This is a genomic window from Streptomyces sp. JN8 (assembly GCF_055808075.1).
In genome coordinates, this window is the sequence record NZ_CM147852.1 from 5,829,424 (window position 1) to 5,843,867 (window position 14,444).

The following is a 14,444-nucleotide window of genomic DNA, read 5'->3' on the forward strand; positions in this document are numbered from 1 at the left end:
CGGCCCCGGGAACCCAGCGTACGAGGTGCCGAGCCCCGCCCCGCACGGACGAGGCGGCACCCCCGGCGGCGGCGCGGGAGGATCCGACCCCGCCCGCGGGGCGACGCGCCCGCCGTACGAGGTGCCGCGCCCCTCCCGTCCCCCTACGCTCGGTCCATGCCCCGCCGCCACATCCACGTGACCGGCGCAGCCGAGGCTCCGCTGCGGGCCGCCCTGCGCGCACTCCGTACCGAGCTCGCGGTCCCCGAGGACTTCCCGCCCGCCGTCCTCGCCGAGGCCGAGGCCGCCGCGAAGGCCCCCCGGCTGCCGGCGCTCGACGCCACCGACCTGCCCCTCTTCACCGTCGACCCGCCGACCTCCACCGACCTCGACCAGGCCATGCACCTGGCCCGCAGGGCCGACGGCGGCTACCGCGTCCACTACGCCATCGCCGACGTCGCCGCCTTCGTCGCCCCCGGATCCGCCCTCGACGCCGAGGCCCACCGGCGGGTCCTCACCCTCTACTTCCCCGACGGCAAGGTCCCCCTCCACCCCACCGTCCTCTCCGAGGGCGCCGCCAGCCTCCTCCCCGGCGAGCCCCGCCCCGCCCTCCTCTGGCGCATCGACCTCGACGCCGAGGGCCGCCGCGTCGCCACCGACGTCCGCCGCGCCCTCGTCCGCAGCCGCGCCAAACTCGACTACGCGGGCGTCCAGCGGCAGATCGACACCGGGACCGCCGAGGAGCCGGTGGCCCTCCTGCGGGACGTCGGACGCCTCCGCGAGGCCCTGGAGGCCGAGCGCGGCGGGATCTCCCTCGACGTGCCCGAGCAGGAGATCGTCGAGCAGGACCACACCTACTCCCTGGCCTACCGCGCGCCGCTCCCCGCCGACGGCTGGAACGCCCAGATCTCCCTCCTCACCGGCATGGCCGCCGCCGACCTCATGACCGCCGCCGGCACCGGCATCCTGCGCACCCTCCCCACCGCCCCCGACGGCGCCGTCGCCCGGCTGCGCCGCTCCGCGCAGGCCCTCGGCGTCGACTGGCCGCACCACGTCTCGTACGCCGACGTCGTCCGTGCCGCGGACCCCGCCGACCCGCGCCAGGCCGCCTTCCTCCAGGAGTGCACCACCCTGCTCAGGGGCGCCGGATACACCGTCTTCACCGACGGCCGCGTCCCCACCCCGGCCGTGCACGCCGCCGTCGCCGACGAGTACACCCACTGCACCGCGCCCCTCCGCCGCCTCGTCGACCGGTACGCGGGCGAACTGTGCGTCGCGGCGGTCGCGGGCGACGAACCGCCCGAGTGGGTACGGGCCGCCCTGCCCGCCCTGCCCGACGAGATGGGCGACGGCTCGCGCCGCGCCAACACCGTGGAACGCGAGAGCGTCGACGTCGTCGAGGCGGCGCTGCTGCGGGAACGGGTCGGCGAGATCTTCGACGCCTACGTGATCGACGTGAAGGAGCGCGAACCGGCGGTCGGCACCGTCCACCTGGACGACCCGGCGGTCGTCGCCCGCATCGCGGGCGGCACGTCCCGCCTGCCGCTGGGGGAGTGGCTGCGGGTCAGGCTCGCGGAAGCGGACCCGGGGACGGCGAAGGTGCTGTTCGCGCCCGCGTGACGGCCGGGGCGAGCGCGCGGTGCAGGGCGCGGGCGCCGTCGGCGTGGAAGCGGATCAGCCGGACGGGCCGGGGCGGCGTCCCTCCCGGGGAGTCCGCCGACCTCCTGATCGCCGGGTAGCATGGTCGGCACGGCAGACGAGCCGGGCGGGCGGCCGCGTGGAGATCCCCGGATCTCCCCGAGGAACGTCCGGGCTCCACAGAGCAGGGTGGTGGCTAACGGCCACCCGGGGTGACCCGCGGGACAGTGCCACAGAAAACAGACCGCCAAGGACCTCGGTCCTCGGTAAGGGTGAAACGGTGGTGTAAGAGACCACCAGCGCCTGAGGCGACTCAGGCGGCTAGGTAAACCCCACTCGGAGCAAGGTCAAGAGGGGACACCCCGGTGTCCCTGCGCGGATGTTCGAGGGCTGCTCGCCCGAGTCCGCGGGTAGACCGCAGGAGGCCGGCGGCAACGCCGGTCCTAGATGGATGGCCGTCGCCCCGACGACCGCGAGGTCCCGGGGGACAGAACCCGGCGTACAGCCCGACTCGTCTGCCGGCCGTTCCGCAAGGGCCCCCGCCCGGGTGTTCCACCTGGTCGGGGGCCTCTTGCCGTACGGGCGCCGCCCGCGGGAGCACCCCCGGGCGCGGCACCCGAGGGACGGGCCGACCGCCCCGGCCGCCGCGGCGAGGGTCCTCCGGGGCCCGGCCGGACCCCTACGATTCCAGTGTTTGAATGGGACGGTCGTCCCCGCCCGAGCAAGGAGAACCGCCGTGCCCCTGGTGTCCGTCGTGATGCCCGTCTACAATTCCGCGGCGACGCTCGGCGCGGCGGTCCGGTCGGTGCTGTCGCAGACCCACACCGACCTGGAGCTCCTGGTCACCGACGACAAGTCCACCGACGACTCGATGGACCTGCTCATGGAGTTCGCCCGGCGCGACGAGCGCGTCAAGCCGGCGTCCGCGCCGGAGCAGGGCGGCGCCGGCCGGGCCCGGAACCTCGCCATCGAGCGGGCCCGCGGGGACTACGTCGCCTTCCTCGACAGCGACGACATGTGGCTCCCGGAGAAGACCGAGCGGCAGGTCGCCTTCGCCGCGGCGGGCTCCGCGCCCCTGACGTTCACCTCGTACTACAAGATGGACGCCGACTACGCGGGCGAGAGCACCGACTTCGAGCCCAACGGGCGCGTGGTCCGCGCCCGCGCGCACGTGGACTACCGCGCGATGCTGGTCCGTGACTACATCGGCGCGCTGACCGCCATGTACGACCGCTCCGTCCTCGGCACGCGGCTGATGCCGGAGATGCGGAAGCGCCAGGACTACGCCCTCTGGCTGTCGATCATGCGCGACGGCGCCGACGCGCGCGGTCTGGCCGAGCCGCTCGCGGTCTACCGCGCCCACCAGGCCGGCTCCCTGTCGTCCAACAAGCTGTCCCTGGTCCAGTACAACTGGGAGCTGTACCGCCGCCACGAGGGCCTGTCCGTGCCGCGGGCGACCCGGGGCCTGGCCGGCGCCGTGTGGCAGTCGCTGCGCAACTCGCGCATCTAGCAACGGGCCCCGGGGCCGGCCGTACGGCCCCGGGGCCCGCCGCTCAGGGCCGGCGGACCTCGAAGTGGAAGCAGCCGTACTCGACCGCCCGGACGTGCACCAGCGCCACGGCCGGATCGGCGAAGGCCTCGGCGAACGCCCGGTCGAAGCCCTCCGACGCCGCCTCCGGGATCTCCAGCAGCCGGCCCCCGACGATCCGGCCCGCCGCGTCGTACCGGCGGAGGGTCCGGAGCGCCCCGGCGCGGGCGAAGGGATACGCCGTCGACGGCGCCGGGCCGCCGCACTCCTCGGCGTGGACGAAGACCGGCCCCTGCTCGTCGTAGGCCCCGGGATCGGCGCCCATCCCGGCCGCCCAGCGCCGCAGCGGCGCGTACGAGACGAGGGCGATCCGCTCGCCCGGCAGGGACGGGCGCAGACAGCAGCGGAGCGGATCGCCGCCCTCGACGGCGGGGTACGGGACGCAGGCACGGCCGGCGTCGTCCGCGACCCGCAGCTCGGCGTGGGCGGAGGGGGTCAGGGCGCGGGGGGTGTAGGCGGTCGTGGCGGTGGTCTCGTTGCTCATGCCACCAGCGTCACGCTTCGCCGCCCGCACCGCTGGCGCGATTCGGACGCGACGGTCCCGGCCCGCTCGACATCGCTAGGAAGCGAGCGGCGGGAGCCTGCGGTGCAGGAGGCAGAACTCGTTGCCCTCCGGGTCGGCCAGCACCTTCCAGTTCTCGGTGCCGTTCTGCCCGACGTCCGCCGGCCGGGCGCCGAGCGCGAGCAGCCGCTCCCACTCGGCCTCCTGGTCGCGGTCGGTGGGATTGACGTCGATGTGCAGCGGGAGCTTCCCCCGCCGCGGATCGCTGCTGGGACTCAGGACGAGCGTGGGCTGCGGACCGCCGAAGCCGACCCCGGGCGGACCGATCTCGATGCTTCCGTCGTCCTCCCGCCCGAGCTCGACGTACCCCAGGACCTCGCTCCAGAACGCGGCCAGCGCCTCGGGATCGGCGCAGTCGACGACCAGTTCGCTGATGCGGCATGCCATGCCCGCGACCCTACGCCCGGGGTCTACGCCTCCGCCGCTTCGTCGCCGGCCGGCGGCGTGGCGGCCGACAGCAGCCGCTCCGCCAGGGCCCGGCAGCGGTCGCCGAGTTCCGGAGGGTCCAGGACGTCGAACTCGTGCCCGAGGAGAAGGACGTGCAGCAGGACCCGGTCGAGGTCGGCGGCCCCGCTCAGCACCTCGCAGCGGTCCCCGTCCCGCTCCCGTACGACGGCCGCCGAGGACGGGACCTGCGCCCGGACCGTCTCCGCCGGCGCGTGGACGAGGAAGCGCGCCCGGTGGGCGTAGACGCGGCTCGCCACCCCCTCCTGCACGTACTCCGCCGCGTCCGGCGCGGGCCGGGGCCGGAAGCGCCACGTCCGCGCGGTCACCGCCGTCATCCGGTCGACGCGGAAGGTGCGCCAGTCGTCGCGGTCGAGGTCGTACGCCAGGAGGTACCAGCGCCGGTCGGAGGCGACCAGCCGGTGGGGTTCGACCCGGCGGGGCCGCGGCGTGCCGCCGGAGGGGTAGTCGAAGGCCGCCTCGACCTCGTCGCGGCAGGCGCCGGCCAGGGTCAGGAGCACCTCGGGTTCGACGGGGGCACGGCCCGCGCCGAAGAACTCGACCGAGCCCGACAGGGCGCGCACCTCGTGCCGCAGCCGGGTCGGCAGCACCTGGTCCAGCTTGGTCAGCGCCCGGAGCGCGGCATCGCCGGTCCCGGCGGTGGCCCCGGCCAGCAGGGAGACCGCGGTCGCGGTGGCCTCCTCGTCGTCGAGGAGGAGCGGCGGCAGGTCCTGCCCGCGGCCCAGCCGGTAGCCGCCGCCGACCCCCTGGCCGGCGTGCACGGGGTAGCCGAGCGTGCGGAGCCGCTCGACGTCGCGGCGCACCGTGCGGGGGGTGACGCCGAGCCGCTCGGCCAGCTCGGGGCCGGACCAGGCGCGGCGCCGCTGCAACAGGCCGAGGAGGGTGAGCACCCGCTCGGTCGTACCCGGTTCGTCCATGCGGGTCAGCCTGCCAGAGGTGGCGGACAGATCCTGTCCGCCTCGGGTGCCAGGGTGGGCGCAGAGGCCACGGGTGCGGGTCCGCGCCGACACGCGGACCGCCGCCGCTCCCGCCGCCCGTACGACGAGACGAACGGAGCAGCACGATGAGCCGCCGATTCCAGGTCACGTTCGACGCGCACGACCCGGCAGCGCTGTCCACCTTCTGGCGGGACGTCCTCGGGTACGTCCACCCGGGCCCGCCCGGGGTCGAGCTCCCGGAGGGGGCCGACCCGCTGGCCGCGTGGGACGACTTCCTCGCGGGCCTCGGGGTGCCGGAGGAGCAGCGCAACACGCGATCGGCCGTGGAGGACCCGGAGGGTGAGGGGCCCCGGGTGTTCTTCCAGCAGGTGCCGGAGGGCAAGGAGGCGAAGAACCGGGTCCACCTCGACGTGCGGGTGGCGCCGGGTCTGGAGGGAGACGAGCGGATGGCGGCCCTGGAGGCCGAGTGCGAGCGGCTGGTGGCCCTGGGGGGAACCCGGCTGCGCCGCTTCGAGCCGGAGCCGCCGATGAGCAACGGGTGGATCGTGATGGCGGATCCGGAGGGCAACGAGTTCTGCCTGGACTGAGGGACGGCGGGCAGGCCGGGCCCGTGGCCGTGCCCCGGCCCGTGGCCGCGGGCCTGGGCCGGGGACGGCGGCAGGACGCGGGGGCCCGTACGGGTGGCCGCGCCCGCCCCGCACCGCCAGGACGCGGGGGCCCGTACGGGCGGCCGCGCCCGCCCCGCACCGCCAGGACGCGGGGGCCCGTACGGGCGGCCGCGCCCGCCCCGCCAGACCCCTGGTCGCCGGCCTTCCGCCCGACCCCTCCGTCCCTGCCGTCCGTACCGCCTCCGCCCCGGCCCTCCGTACCGCCCGCCGCCCGGCCGTCCTAGGCGAGGACCTCGATCCGCCACTGCGGGTCCCGGTCGTCCGTGCGGACGAAGATCCGCTTGGGGAGCAGGGAGCGGTCCTCGAACAGGTCGCGGCCCAGCGCCAGGCCGTTCTGGTCGATCACGTACGTGCCGTCCCGGAGGTCGGCGAGCGCGGTGATCGTGGTGAGCGCGACGGCCCCGCCCGCTCCCTCCCCGCCGTCGACGCGCTGGAGGCGCCAGACGGAGGCCGGGGAGTCGTCGGGGCGGACCACGACCGGCGCCCGCTCCGTGCCCTCCGCGGTGATCGTCTCCTCCGTCCCCTTCGCGGTGAAGCGGAAGCCCTCGCGCTCCCGGGTGACCAACCACTCCCCGGCCCCGGCCGGCTCGGCGAGGAAGCCGACGACGGCTCCCTCCTCGACCCCGACCGGGGCCCCCTTCGCGTACAGCTTCACGACCTTGCCGGCGTTCGCCATCGCTCCTCCTGCGTTCCGCGGGTCGGTTGTCCGTATCGGCCGCCTGGGTGCGGCGCTACGCAGGACGGTGCCCCACCGCGCGGCCCCGTGCCGGTGCACACGCGGGTCCTGGGCCGTGTGGAGCCGGGAAGTCGCCGGGGAGGGGCAGGCCGCGTGCGCCGTTCGGCGGGGCCCGGGCCGGGCGGGCCCGCGGGATCCCGCCCGGCGGGCCGCTCGCCCAGGTGGCCCAGCGCGTCCGCCGACACGCCGCAGGCGCACGGCGTGGTCGCCGGTCGGGCCGGTCCGCGCGGTGTACGGCTAGGGCATGACCATTCCCGTGGAGCGGCTCACCGACCCCGCCGTGCGCGCCTTCGTCGCGGCCATCAACGCCCATGACCAGACGGCTTTCCGGGAGGCTCTGACCCCCGGTGCGACCATGTCCGACGACGGGTCCGACCGGGACCTCTCGGAGTGGACCGACCGGGAGATCTTCTCCTCGCGCGGGCACATGGAGGTCGAGTCGGAGAAGGGCGGCGGCCTCGACCTCGTCGCCCGGTTCCGGAACGACACCTGGGGAGAGATGAAGACCCGTTGGCGCTTCGTCGTCGAGGGCGGCAAGGTCGCGCGCTTCGAGACCGGCCAGGCCTGACGGCCCCCGCGGCCCCCTCGTCCGCCTCCTGAGCCCGTCCGCCCGCGGCGGACGGGCTCAGGGTCTGTCCGCGCCCGGCACCGGGCCGGGTGCCGGGCGGGTCAGCCCCGCCCGATGTACGGCATCGCCGTCGCCATCACGGTGGCGAACTGCACGTTGGCCTCCAGCGGCAGGGCCGCCATGTGCACCACCGTCGCCGCGACGTCCGCCGCGTCCATGACCGGCTCCACGGCCGTCTCGCCGTTGGCCTGGAGGATGCCGGACTGCATGCGGGCCGTCATGTCCGTCGCCGCGTTGCCGATGTCGAGCTGGCCGCAGGCGATCCGGTACGGGCGCCCGTCGAGCGACAGCGACTTCGTCAGGCCCGTCATCGCGTGCTTCGTCGCCGTGTACGCGATCGAGTGCGGGCGCGGCACATGGGCCGAGATCGAGCCGTTGTTGATGATGCGGCCGCCCTGCGGGTCCTGTTCCCGCATGGTCCGGAACGCCGCCTGGGCGCACAGGAACGCGCCGGTCAGGTTGACGTCGACGACCGCGCGCCAGGTGTCCGGGTCCAGGTCCTCGACGGGGACGCCGCCGCCCGCGAACGTACCCGCGTTGTTGAAGAGCAGGTCGACGCGTCCGTAGCGGTCCCGGACCGCCGCGAAGAGGGCGGCCACCTCGTCCGCCGAGGTGACGTCCGTGGGGACGGTCAGGAAGTCCCCGCCGGGCGCCGCCGCCGCCGTCTCCTCCAGGGCGCCCGCCCGGCGGCCCGCCAGGGCCACCGACCAGCCCGCCGCCGCCAGGGCGAGGGCCACACTCCGGCCGATGCCCGATCCCGCTCCCGTCACCACTGCGATGCTCATGGGCGCGCAGCGTACGCGAGACGCATGCCCCATGAACTCACCGTCCCGACACGTGGATGTCCTGTACCCGACAACGCGAGGTCGTCCCGCCCCCCTCGAATGACGGACGGACCGCATCCGTCTGGGGAGGGGCACATGAACCGGGTACACGACGTCCACGAGCACTCCGACGAACTCCGCGCCGCCGCACGCCACGTGGCGCGCCGTCGGTTCCTCACCGCCACCGGCGCCGCCGCCGCGCTCGCCTTCGCCACGCAGCTTCCGCTCGCGGGCTCGGCCGCCGCCGCCGAGCTCGACGGGCGCCGGCTGACCGAGGACCCGTTCACCCTCGGCGTGGCGTCCGGCGACCCCCTGCCCGGCTCCGTCCTGCTCTGGACCAGGCTCGCGCCCCGCCCCTTCGAGCCCGGCGGAGGGCTGCCCGCCGCCCGGGTCCCGGTCCGCTGGGAGCTCGCCCGCGACGAGCGCTTCACCCGGACCGTGCGCCGCGGCCTGGCCACCGCGCACCCGGAGTTCTCGCACACGGTGCACGTCGAGGTCGAGCACCTGGACGCCGGCCGGGACTTCTTCTACCGCTTCCGCGTCGGCGACTGGACCAGCCCCGTCGGCCGCACCCGCACCGCACCCGCCCCCTGGGCCCGCACCACCGCCCTGAAGCTCGCCGCCGTCTCCTGCCAGGCCTACCACGACGGCTACTTCACGGCCTACCGCCACCTCGCGCAGGAGGACGTGGACGTCGTCTTCCACCTGGGCGACTACCTCTACGAGTACGCCGTGAACGCCACCGGCGGCGCCCGTGCCTACACCGACCGGACCCTCCCGGCGGTCTTCGCCCGCGAGACGCTCACCCTGGACGACTACCGGCTCCGGTACGGCCTCTACAAGTCGGACCCCGACCTGCGCGCCGCGCACGCCGCCCATCCCTTCGTCGTCACCTGGGACGACCACGAGACCGAGAACAACTACGCGGGCGGCACCCCCGAGAACGACGTCCCGCCGGAGGAGTTCCTGCTCCGCCGCGCCGCCGCCTACCGCGCCTACTGGGAGCACCAGCCGCTCCGCGCGCCCCAGCGGCCCCAGGGCCCCGACATGCGGCTCTACCGGCGGCTGCGCTTCGGGCGGCTCGCCCAGTTCGACATCCTCGACACCCGCCAGTACCGCTCCGACCAGGCGTACGGCGACGGCTGGCAGGTCCCGGGCCCGGAGTCGGAGGACCCGGCGCGGACGATGACCGGTGCCGCGCAGGAGAGGTGGCTGCTCGACGGCTGGCGCGGCTCCCGGTCCCGCTGGAACGTCCTGCCGCAGCAGGTCGTCCTGGCCGAACGCCGCGACCGCGCCACCGCCGACTTCAAGCTGTCGATGGACTCCTGGGACGGCTACCCGGCCTCCCGGCGGCGCCTTCTCGCCGGTGCCGGGGCCGCGGGGGTGGAGAACCTGATGGTGCTCACCGGGGACGTCCACGTCGGCTACGGCCTGGACCTCAAGGCCGACTTCCTCGACCCGTCCTCGCGGACCGTCGGCACCGAGATCGTCGCCACCTCGATCAGCAGCGGCAAGGACGGCGCCGACCGCCCGTCGAACTACGACAGGCTCCTGCAGGCCAACCCCCACCTGAGGTTCTTCAACGGGCGGCGCGGCTACGTGACGGTCGCGCTCGGGGAGGAGGCCGCCCGGGCCGACTTCCGGACGGTGCCGTACGTCACGGCCCCGGGCGCTCCCGTCGCCACGGCCGGCTCCTTCGTCACGGAGGCCGGGAACCCGGGCCTCAGGCCCGCGTGAGCCCCGGCCGGCTCAGGCCCGCGCGAGCCCCGGACCGCCGGAGGCCCCGCGCGGCCCGGGCACGGCCTCCTGGGGGTAGCGGACGCCGATGCGTTCCCGTACCGCGTCGAGCGTCCGCATCACCGCGAGCGAGCCGTCGAGGGGGACGAGCGGGGACTCCGTCAGTCCGGACCGCAGGCAGCGCACGACCTCGGCGGCCTCGTGCCGCAGGGAGTGCGGGTCCTCCGGCGCGGTGATCACCTCGGGCTCCCGGCCGGCGCGGTGGAGGGTGAGGCGCTCCGGGAAGAAGAAGCCGCGGGGGAGGTCGATCCGGCCCAGCGAGCCGGTGACCGAGGCCGTCAGCGGGGTGTCCGCGTCGAGCGAGCAGGACAGCAGGGCCGAGGCCCCGGAGTCCGACCAGCCGAGCAGCATGCCGGTGTTCAGGTCGACGCCCTCCGGCGAGAGCAGCGCGTGCGCGTGGACGCTGTCCGGCTCGCCGAGGAGCAGCTGGGCCAGCGACACCGGGTACACGCCCAGGTCGAGCAGCGCTCCGCCGCCCACCGCGGGGTCCCGCAGCCGGTGGTCCGCCGGGAACGGGCCCGCGAGCCCGAAGTCGGCCTGCACGGTCCTGATCTCGCCGATCGCCCCGTCGCGCACCAGCTCCGCGAGCCGCCGAATCAGCGGGTTGCAGTACATCCACATGGCCTCCATGAGGAAGAGGCCGCGGTCCCGCGACAGGATGACGAGTTCCTCCGCCTCGCGGGCGTTGAGCGTGAGAGCCTTCTCGCAGAGCACCGCCCTGCCCGCCTCCAGGGCGCGGCCGGCCGCCTCCCGGTGGGCGTGGTGCGGGGTCGCCACGTAGACCACGTCGACGTCCTCGTCGGCGAAGAGCCCGTCCCACCCGCCGTACGCCCGCGGGATGCCGAACCGGTCCGCGAAGGCCCGGGCGGAGGCCTCCGTGCGGGACGCCACCGCGACGACCTCGGCGCCGTCGAGGGTGAGCAGGTCCGTGGTGAACCGCTCCGCCATGCCGCCCGTCGCCAGGATTCCCCAGCGCACCGTGTCACTCATGTACCCCACCCGTCCCACAGAGGTCTCGACCATGCCGATCGAGCTGAGAGCATAGGCAAGGATTCAACGATATGGAGCAGTCGATGCCGGAGAGCGGTCAGAGAACAACACAAGGACACATAACCGAGAGCACTCCGGTCGCTCCGGCGGAGTCCGTCACCGCCGCCCGGCGCACCGGGCTGCTCGTCACCCTCGTCCTCGGCGGGCTCACCGCACTGCCCCCGCTCTCCATGGACATGTACCTCCCGGCCCTGCCCGAGGTCACCGGCGCGCTGAACGCCCCCGCCGCCACCGTCCAGCTCACCCTCACCGCCTGCCTCGCCGGCATGGCCCTCGGCCAGCTCGTCGTCGGCCCCATGAGCGACAAGTGGGGCCGGCGCCGCCCCCTGCTCGTCGGCATGATCGTGTACGTCCTGGCCACCGCCGTCTGCGCGCTCGCCCCCTCCGCCGAACTGCTCATCGCCTTCCGGCTGCTCCAGGGACTCGCCGGCGCCGCCGGCATCGTCATCGCCCGCGCGGTCGTCCGCGACCTGTACGACGGCGTGGAGATGGCCCGGTTCTTCTCCACCCTCATGCTGATCTCCGGCGTCGCCCCGATCATCGCGCCCCTCATCGGCGGCCAGATCCTCCGGATCACCGACTGGCGGGGCGTCTTCCACGTGCTCACCGTCATCGGCGTCCTCCTCACCCTGGTCGTCTGGCGCTTCCTCGCCGAGACGCTGCCGCCCGAGCGCCGCCACGAGGGCGGGGTCGGGCAGGCCCTGCGCACGATGAGGGGACTGATCGGCGACCGCGTCTTCGCCGGGTACATGCTGACCGGCGGCCTCGCCTTCGCCGCCCTCTTCGCGTACATCTCGGCCTCGCCGTTCGTCGTCCAGGAGATCTACGGGGCCTCGCCGCAGACCTTCAGCCTGCTCTTCGGCCTCAACTCGATCGGCCTGGTCGCCGTCGGCCAGATCAACGGCAAGCTGCTCGTCGGCCGCGTCAGCCTCGACAAGGCGCTGGGCTGGGGCCTCGGGACGATCCTCGTCGCCTCGCTCGCGCTGCTCCTCATGACCGCCGGCGTCTTCGGGAAGGTCGGACTCGCGCCGGTCGCGGCCGGGCTCTTCGTCCTGATGTCCGCGATGGGCCTCGCGATGCCGAACACCAACGCCCAGGCCCTGATGCGCACCCCGCACGCCGCCGGCTCCGCCTCCGCGCTCCTCGGCACCACGTCGTTCCTCGTCGGCGCCGTCGCCTCCCCGCTCGTCGGCATCGCCGGCGAGCACACCGCCGTGCCGATGGCGGTCGTCCAGCTGAGCTGCGCCGTCCTGGCCCTGGCCTGCTTCCTGGGCCTGTGCCGCCCGTGGCGGTCGGCCGAGGCGGGCCGGCCGGTCCGGGCCCCCGGGACCACCGGGCCCGCCGCCTAGACTGGGTCGGTGAACGCCTCCGCTCCCTCCGCCGACTCGCTGCGCGCCGCCCTCGCCGGGCTCCTCGGCGGGCTGCCGCCCAAGCAGGCCGCCCAGGCCGTCGACCGGCTGATCGCCAACTACCGGGGGACCACCCCGACGGACGCCCCCGTGCTCCGCGACCGCTCCGACGTCGCCGCGTACGCCGCGTACCGGATGCCGGCGACCTTCGAGGCGGTACGGGGCGCCCTCGCCGCCCTGCGCGGGGCGGCGCCCGACTGGGAGCCGCGCACCCACACCGACGTCGGCGGCGGCACGGGCGCGGCGAGCTGGGCCGTCGCCGAGGCCTGGGAGGAGCGGCCGCCCCGCAGCACGGTCCTGGACTGGGCCGAGCCGGCCCTCGCGCTGGGCCGCGAACTGGCCGCCGGTGCCTTGGACGCCGAGTGGCGCACGGCCAGGATCGGCGGCGCGCTGAAGCTCGAGGACACGGACCTGGTCACCGTGTCGTACGTGCTCAAGGAGCTGACCCCGGCCGACCGGGCCGCGCTCGTGACCGAGACCGCGCGGGCCGCGCAGACGGTCGTGATCGTCGAGCCCGGCACCCCCGACGGCTACGAGCGGATCATCGCCGCCCGCACCCTGCTGATCGAGGCCGGGTTCACGGTCGCCGCGCCCTGCCCGCACAGCGGGGCCTGCCCGATCGAGCCGGGCACGGACTGGTGCCACTTCGCGGCCCGGGTCAGCCGCTCCTCGCTGCACCGGCAGGTCAAGGGCGGCTCGCTGCCCTACGAGGACGAGAAGTACGCCTACGTGGCGGCGACCCGGCTCCCGCCCTCGCCGGCCGCCTCCCGCATCACGCGCAGGCCGCAGATCCGCAAGGGCATGGTGCTGCTCGACCTGTGCGGCCCGGACGGGCTGGGCCGCGACACGGTCACCAAGCGGCACGGCCCGCTGTACCGGCAGGCCCGCGACGCGGAGTGGGGCGACGCCTGGCCGCCGGAGGACGAGGGCTGAGGGCCCGCACCCGGCCCGCGGCCCCGCGCCGTGCCCGCCGGACCGCCGGCGGACACGGCGCGCGACCGGTCCCGCGCCCTAGGGGGTGTCTTGCCGATCATGCCGGGCTCGCGGGGTCTGGCACGCACGCTCGCCGCGTTGTCGTCGGTCGGCATGGCTCCGCCATGCCTCCCTCCTCCGCCTTGCGATCGCACGCACCAGACCCCGCTCCCTGATCCGGCCTGATCCACAAGACACCCCCTAGGGCCGCAGCTCCTGGGTGCAGCACTTCACGCTGCCGCCGCCCTTGAGCAGCTCGCCCAGGTCCATGCCGATCGGTTCGAAGCCCCGGCGGCGCAGCGGGTCGAAGAGGCCGACCGCCGCCTGGGGCAGGAGGACGTTCCGGCCGTCGCTGACCGCGTTCAGACCGAGCGCCGCCGCGTCCTCCGCCGTCGCGATCAGGGCGTCGGGGAAGAGCCGGGCGAGCACCGCGCGGCTGCCGGGGGAGAAGGCGTCCGGGTAGTACATGACCTCGTCGGCCGCGTCGTCCAGGACGCAGAGCGCGGTGTCCAGGTGGTAGTACCGCGGATCCACCAGTTCGAGGCCGATCACCGGGCGGCCGAAGAACTCCTGCGCCTCGTCGTGCGAGAGCGGGCTGGAGCGGAAGCCGCGCCCGGCCAGGATCCAGGAGGCGGTGACGGCGAAGTCCCCCTCGCCCTCGTTGATGTGCTCCGGAGCCCGTACGTCCTCGGCTGCCCAACCGTTTCCTCGGAACCAGGCCAGGTGCGCCGCGGCCTCGGCCGTGCGCTCCGCGTGGGCGAACATCGCCCCGAGGACCCGGCCGTCGACGACGGTGGCGCCGTTCGCCGCGAAGACCATGTCCGGCAGCGCCGGGTCGGGGGTGAGGAGCTCGACCGTGTGGCCGAGCGCGCGGTAGCGGTCGCGCAGGTCCTCCCACTGGGTGAGGGCGAGCGGCAGGTCGACCGGTTTCGTGGGGTCCATCCAGGGGTTGATGGAGTACGTCACCGTGAAGTGCGCGGGTGGGCACATCAGATAACGGCGGGGCGAGGACGTGCGCGGAGTGGTGCGCAATGAGGGCTCCTCACGGACGGGTGGTCCCCGGCGGGCGTCTCCGCCGGATCGGTGAACCCCATGGTCCGCCTTCCGGGCCCGGTGCGCAGTGGACCGTTCGGGTGGTTCGGTTCCGGCCACCGACTCGCGAGACGTGGCGTCTCGTGGGCTGCTAGATT

Annotated in this window: 14 protein-coding genes and 1 other RNA gene; 8 read left to right on the forward strand and 7 right to left on the reverse strand. The window is 75.0% G+C overall.

Going from position 1 to position 14,444, the window contains the following annotated elements; genetic code table 11:
• The first annotated feature begins 156 nt into the window (after positions 1-156).
• The 3 genes from ACY0MR_RS25690 to ACY0MR_RS25700 all read left to right on the forward strand — a co-directional run bounded on the left by ACY0MR_RS25690 (position 157) and on the right by ACY0MR_RS25700 (position 3,127).
• Complete coding sequence (locus tag ACY0MR_RS25690) at positions 157-1,599, forward strand: RNB domain-containing ribonuclease (RefSeq protein ID WP_473555613.1); 1,443 nt, start codon at positions 157-159, stop codon at positions 1,597-1,599.
• A 137-nt stretch (positions 1,600-1,736) separates the two neighbouring features.
• Positions 1,737-2,135, forward strand: an RNA gene (rnpB, locus tag ACY0MR_RS25695) — RNase P RNA component class A.
• 218 nt (positions 2,136-2,353) lie between these two features.
• Positions 2,354-3,127 carry a glycosyltransferase family 2 protein gene (locus ACY0MR_RS25700; RefSeq protein ID WP_473555615.1) on the forward strand — a complete coding sequence of 258 codons (774 nt, stop codon included), beginning with the start codon at positions 2,354-2,356 and terminating at the stop codon, positions 3,125-3,127.
• A 43-nt stretch (positions 3,128-3,170) separates the two neighbouring features.
• Here ACY0MR_RS25700 and ACY0MR_RS25705 read toward each other — a convergent pair whose 3' ends face one another.
• The 3 genes from ACY0MR_RS25705 to ACY0MR_RS25715 all read right to left on the reverse strand — a co-directional run bounded on the left by ACY0MR_RS25705 (position 3,171) and on the right by ACY0MR_RS25715 (position 5,149).
• Positions 3,171-3,689 carry a DUF1203 domain-containing protein gene (locus ACY0MR_RS25705; RefSeq protein WP_473555618.1) on the reverse strand — a complete coding sequence of 173 codons (519 nt, stop codon included), beginning with the start codon at positions 3,687-3,689 and terminating at the stop codon, positions 3,171-3,173.
• Positions 3,690-3,764: 75 nt separating this feature from the next.
• Positions 3,765-4,154, reverse strand: coding sequence for a VOC family protein (locus tag ACY0MR_RS25710; protein WP_361861494.1), 390 nt, complete (start codon positions 4,152-4,154; stop codon positions 3,765-3,767).
• Positions 4,155-4,177: 23 nt separating this feature from the next.
• Positions 4,178-5,149: a helix-turn-helix transcriptional regulator gene (locus ACY0MR_RS25715; RefSeq protein WP_392863219.1), complete on the reverse strand. Its 972-nt coding sequence runs from the start codon at positions 5,147-5,149 to the stop codon at positions 4,178-4,180.
• 146 nt (positions 5,150-5,295) lie between these two features.
• On the opposite strand from ACY0MR_RS25715, the gene ACY0MR_RS25720 reads away from it, so the two are divergent.
• Positions 5,296-5,757: a VOC family protein gene (locus ACY0MR_RS25720; protein WP_388799413.1), complete on the forward strand. Its 462-nt coding sequence runs from the start codon at positions 5,296-5,298 to the stop codon at positions 5,755-5,757.
• Between the two features lie 301 nt (positions 5,758-6,058).
• Here ACY0MR_RS25720 and ACY0MR_RS25725 read toward each other — a convergent pair whose 3' ends face one another.
• Positions 6,059-6,514 carry a hypothetical protein gene (locus tag ACY0MR_RS25725; protein ID WP_388799416.1) on the reverse strand — a complete coding sequence of 152 codons (456 nt, stop codon included), beginning with the start codon at positions 6,512-6,514 and terminating at the stop codon, positions 6,059-6,061.
• 304 nt (positions 6,515-6,818) lie between these two features.
• Between ACY0MR_RS25725 and ACY0MR_RS25730 the strand changes: the two genes are divergently transcribed.
• Complete coding sequence (locus ACY0MR_RS25730; protein WP_361861504.1) at positions 6,819-7,142, forward strand: nuclear transport factor 2 family protein; 324 nt, start codon at positions 6,819-6,821, stop codon at positions 7,140-7,142.
• A gap of 101 nt (positions 7,143-7,243) precedes the next feature.
• Here the strand turns inward: ACY0MR_RS25730 and ACY0MR_RS25735 are convergent, their stop codons facing one another.
• Positions 7,244-8,020: an SDR family oxidoreductase gene (locus ACY0MR_RS25735; RefSeq protein ID WP_392863217.1), complete on the reverse strand. Its 777-nt coding sequence runs from the start codon at positions 8,018-8,020 to the stop codon at positions 7,244-7,246.
• Between the two features lie 102 nt (positions 8,021-8,122).
• On the opposite strand from ACY0MR_RS25735, the gene ACY0MR_RS25740 reads away from it, so the two are divergent.
• A complete protein-coding gene (locus ACY0MR_RS25740) occupies positions 8,123-9,763 on the forward strand; it encodes an alkaline phosphatase D family protein (protein ID WP_473555623.1) in 1,641 nt (546 codons plus the stop codon).
• 12 nt (positions 9,764-9,775) lie between these two features.
• On the opposite strand, the gene ACY0MR_RS25745 is transcribed toward ACY0MR_RS25740, so the two are convergent.
• A complete protein-coding gene (locus ACY0MR_RS25745; RefSeq protein WP_473555625.1) occupies positions 9,776-10,813 on the reverse strand; it encodes a Gfo/Idh/MocA family protein in 1,038 nt (345 codons plus the stop codon).
• A gap of 83 nt (positions 10,814-10,896) precedes the next feature.
• On the opposite strand from ACY0MR_RS25745, the gene ACY0MR_RS25750 reads away from it, so the two are divergent.
• Entirely contained in the window at positions 10,897-12,222 is a 1,326-nt protein-coding gene (locus tag ACY0MR_RS25750) for a Bcr/CflA family multidrug efflux MFS transporter (protein ID WP_388799718.1), read from the forward strand.
• Positions 12,223-12,231: 9 nt separating this feature from the next.
• On the forward strand, positions 12,232-13,215 hold the full coding sequence (locus ACY0MR_RS25755) for a small ribosomal subunit Rsm22 family protein (RefSeq protein ID WP_473555628.1): 984 nt from the start codon (positions 12,232-12,234) through the stop codon (positions 13,213-13,215).
• 240 nt (positions 13,216-13,455) lie between these two features.
• Here the strand turns inward: ACY0MR_RS25755 and ddaH are convergent, their stop codons facing one another.
• Positions 13,456-14,286: a dimethylargininase gene (gene ddaH / locus ACY0MR_RS25760; RefSeq protein ID WP_388799431.1), complete on the reverse strand. Its 831-nt coding sequence runs from the start codon at positions 14,284-14,286 to the stop codon at positions 13,456-13,458.
• Positions 14,287-14,444: the final 158 nt, after the last annotated feature.

Excerpts from the sequence above, each read along its gene's own strand:
- ACY0MR_RS25725 (WP_388799416.1), bottom strand. The coding sequence starts at position 6,514 with ATGGCGAACGCCGGCAAGGTCGTGAAGCTGTACGCGAAGGGGGCCCCG.
- ACY0MR_RS25730 (WP_361861504.1), top strand. The coding sequence starts at position 6,819 with ATGACCATTCCCGTGGAGCGGCTCACCGACCCCGCCGTGCGCGCCTTC.
- ACY0MR_RS25705 (WP_473555618.1), bottom strand. The coding sequence starts at position 3,689 with ATGAGCAACGAGACCACCGCCACGACCGCCTACACCCCCCGCGCCCTG.
- ACY0MR_RS25720 (WP_388799413.1), top strand. The coding sequence starts at position 5,296 with ATGAGCCGCCGATTCCAGGTCACGTTCGACGCGCACGACCCGGCAGCG.
- ACY0MR_RS25710 (WP_361861494.1), bottom strand. The coding sequence starts at position 4,154 with ATGGCATGCCGCATCAGCGAACTGGTCGTCGACTGCGCCGATCCCGAG.
- ACY0MR_RS25750 (WP_388799718.1), top strand. The coding sequence starts at position 10,897 with ATGCCGGAGAGCGGTCAGAGAACAACACAAGGACACATAACCGAGAGC.
- ACY0MR_RS25745 (WP_473555625.1), bottom strand. The coding sequence starts at position 10,813 with ATGAGTGACACGGTGCGCTGGGGAATCCTGGCGACGGGCGGCATGGCG.
- ACY0MR_RS25690 (WP_473555613.1), top strand. The coding sequence starts at position 157 with ATGCCCCGCCGCCACATCCACGTGACCGGCGCAGCCGAGGCTCCGCTG.
- ACY0MR_RS25735 (WP_392863217.1), bottom strand. The coding sequence starts at position 8,020 with ATGGGGCATGCGTCTCGCGTACGCTGCGCGCCCATGAGCATCGCAGTG.
- ACY0MR_RS25715 (WP_392863219.1), bottom strand. The coding sequence starts at position 5,149 with ATGGACGAACCGGGTACGACCGAGCGGGTGCTCACCCTCCTCGGCCTG.
- ACY0MR_RS25740 (WP_473555623.1), top strand. The coding sequence starts at position 8,123 with ATGAACCGGGTACACGACGTCCACGAGCACTCCGACGAACTCCGCGCC.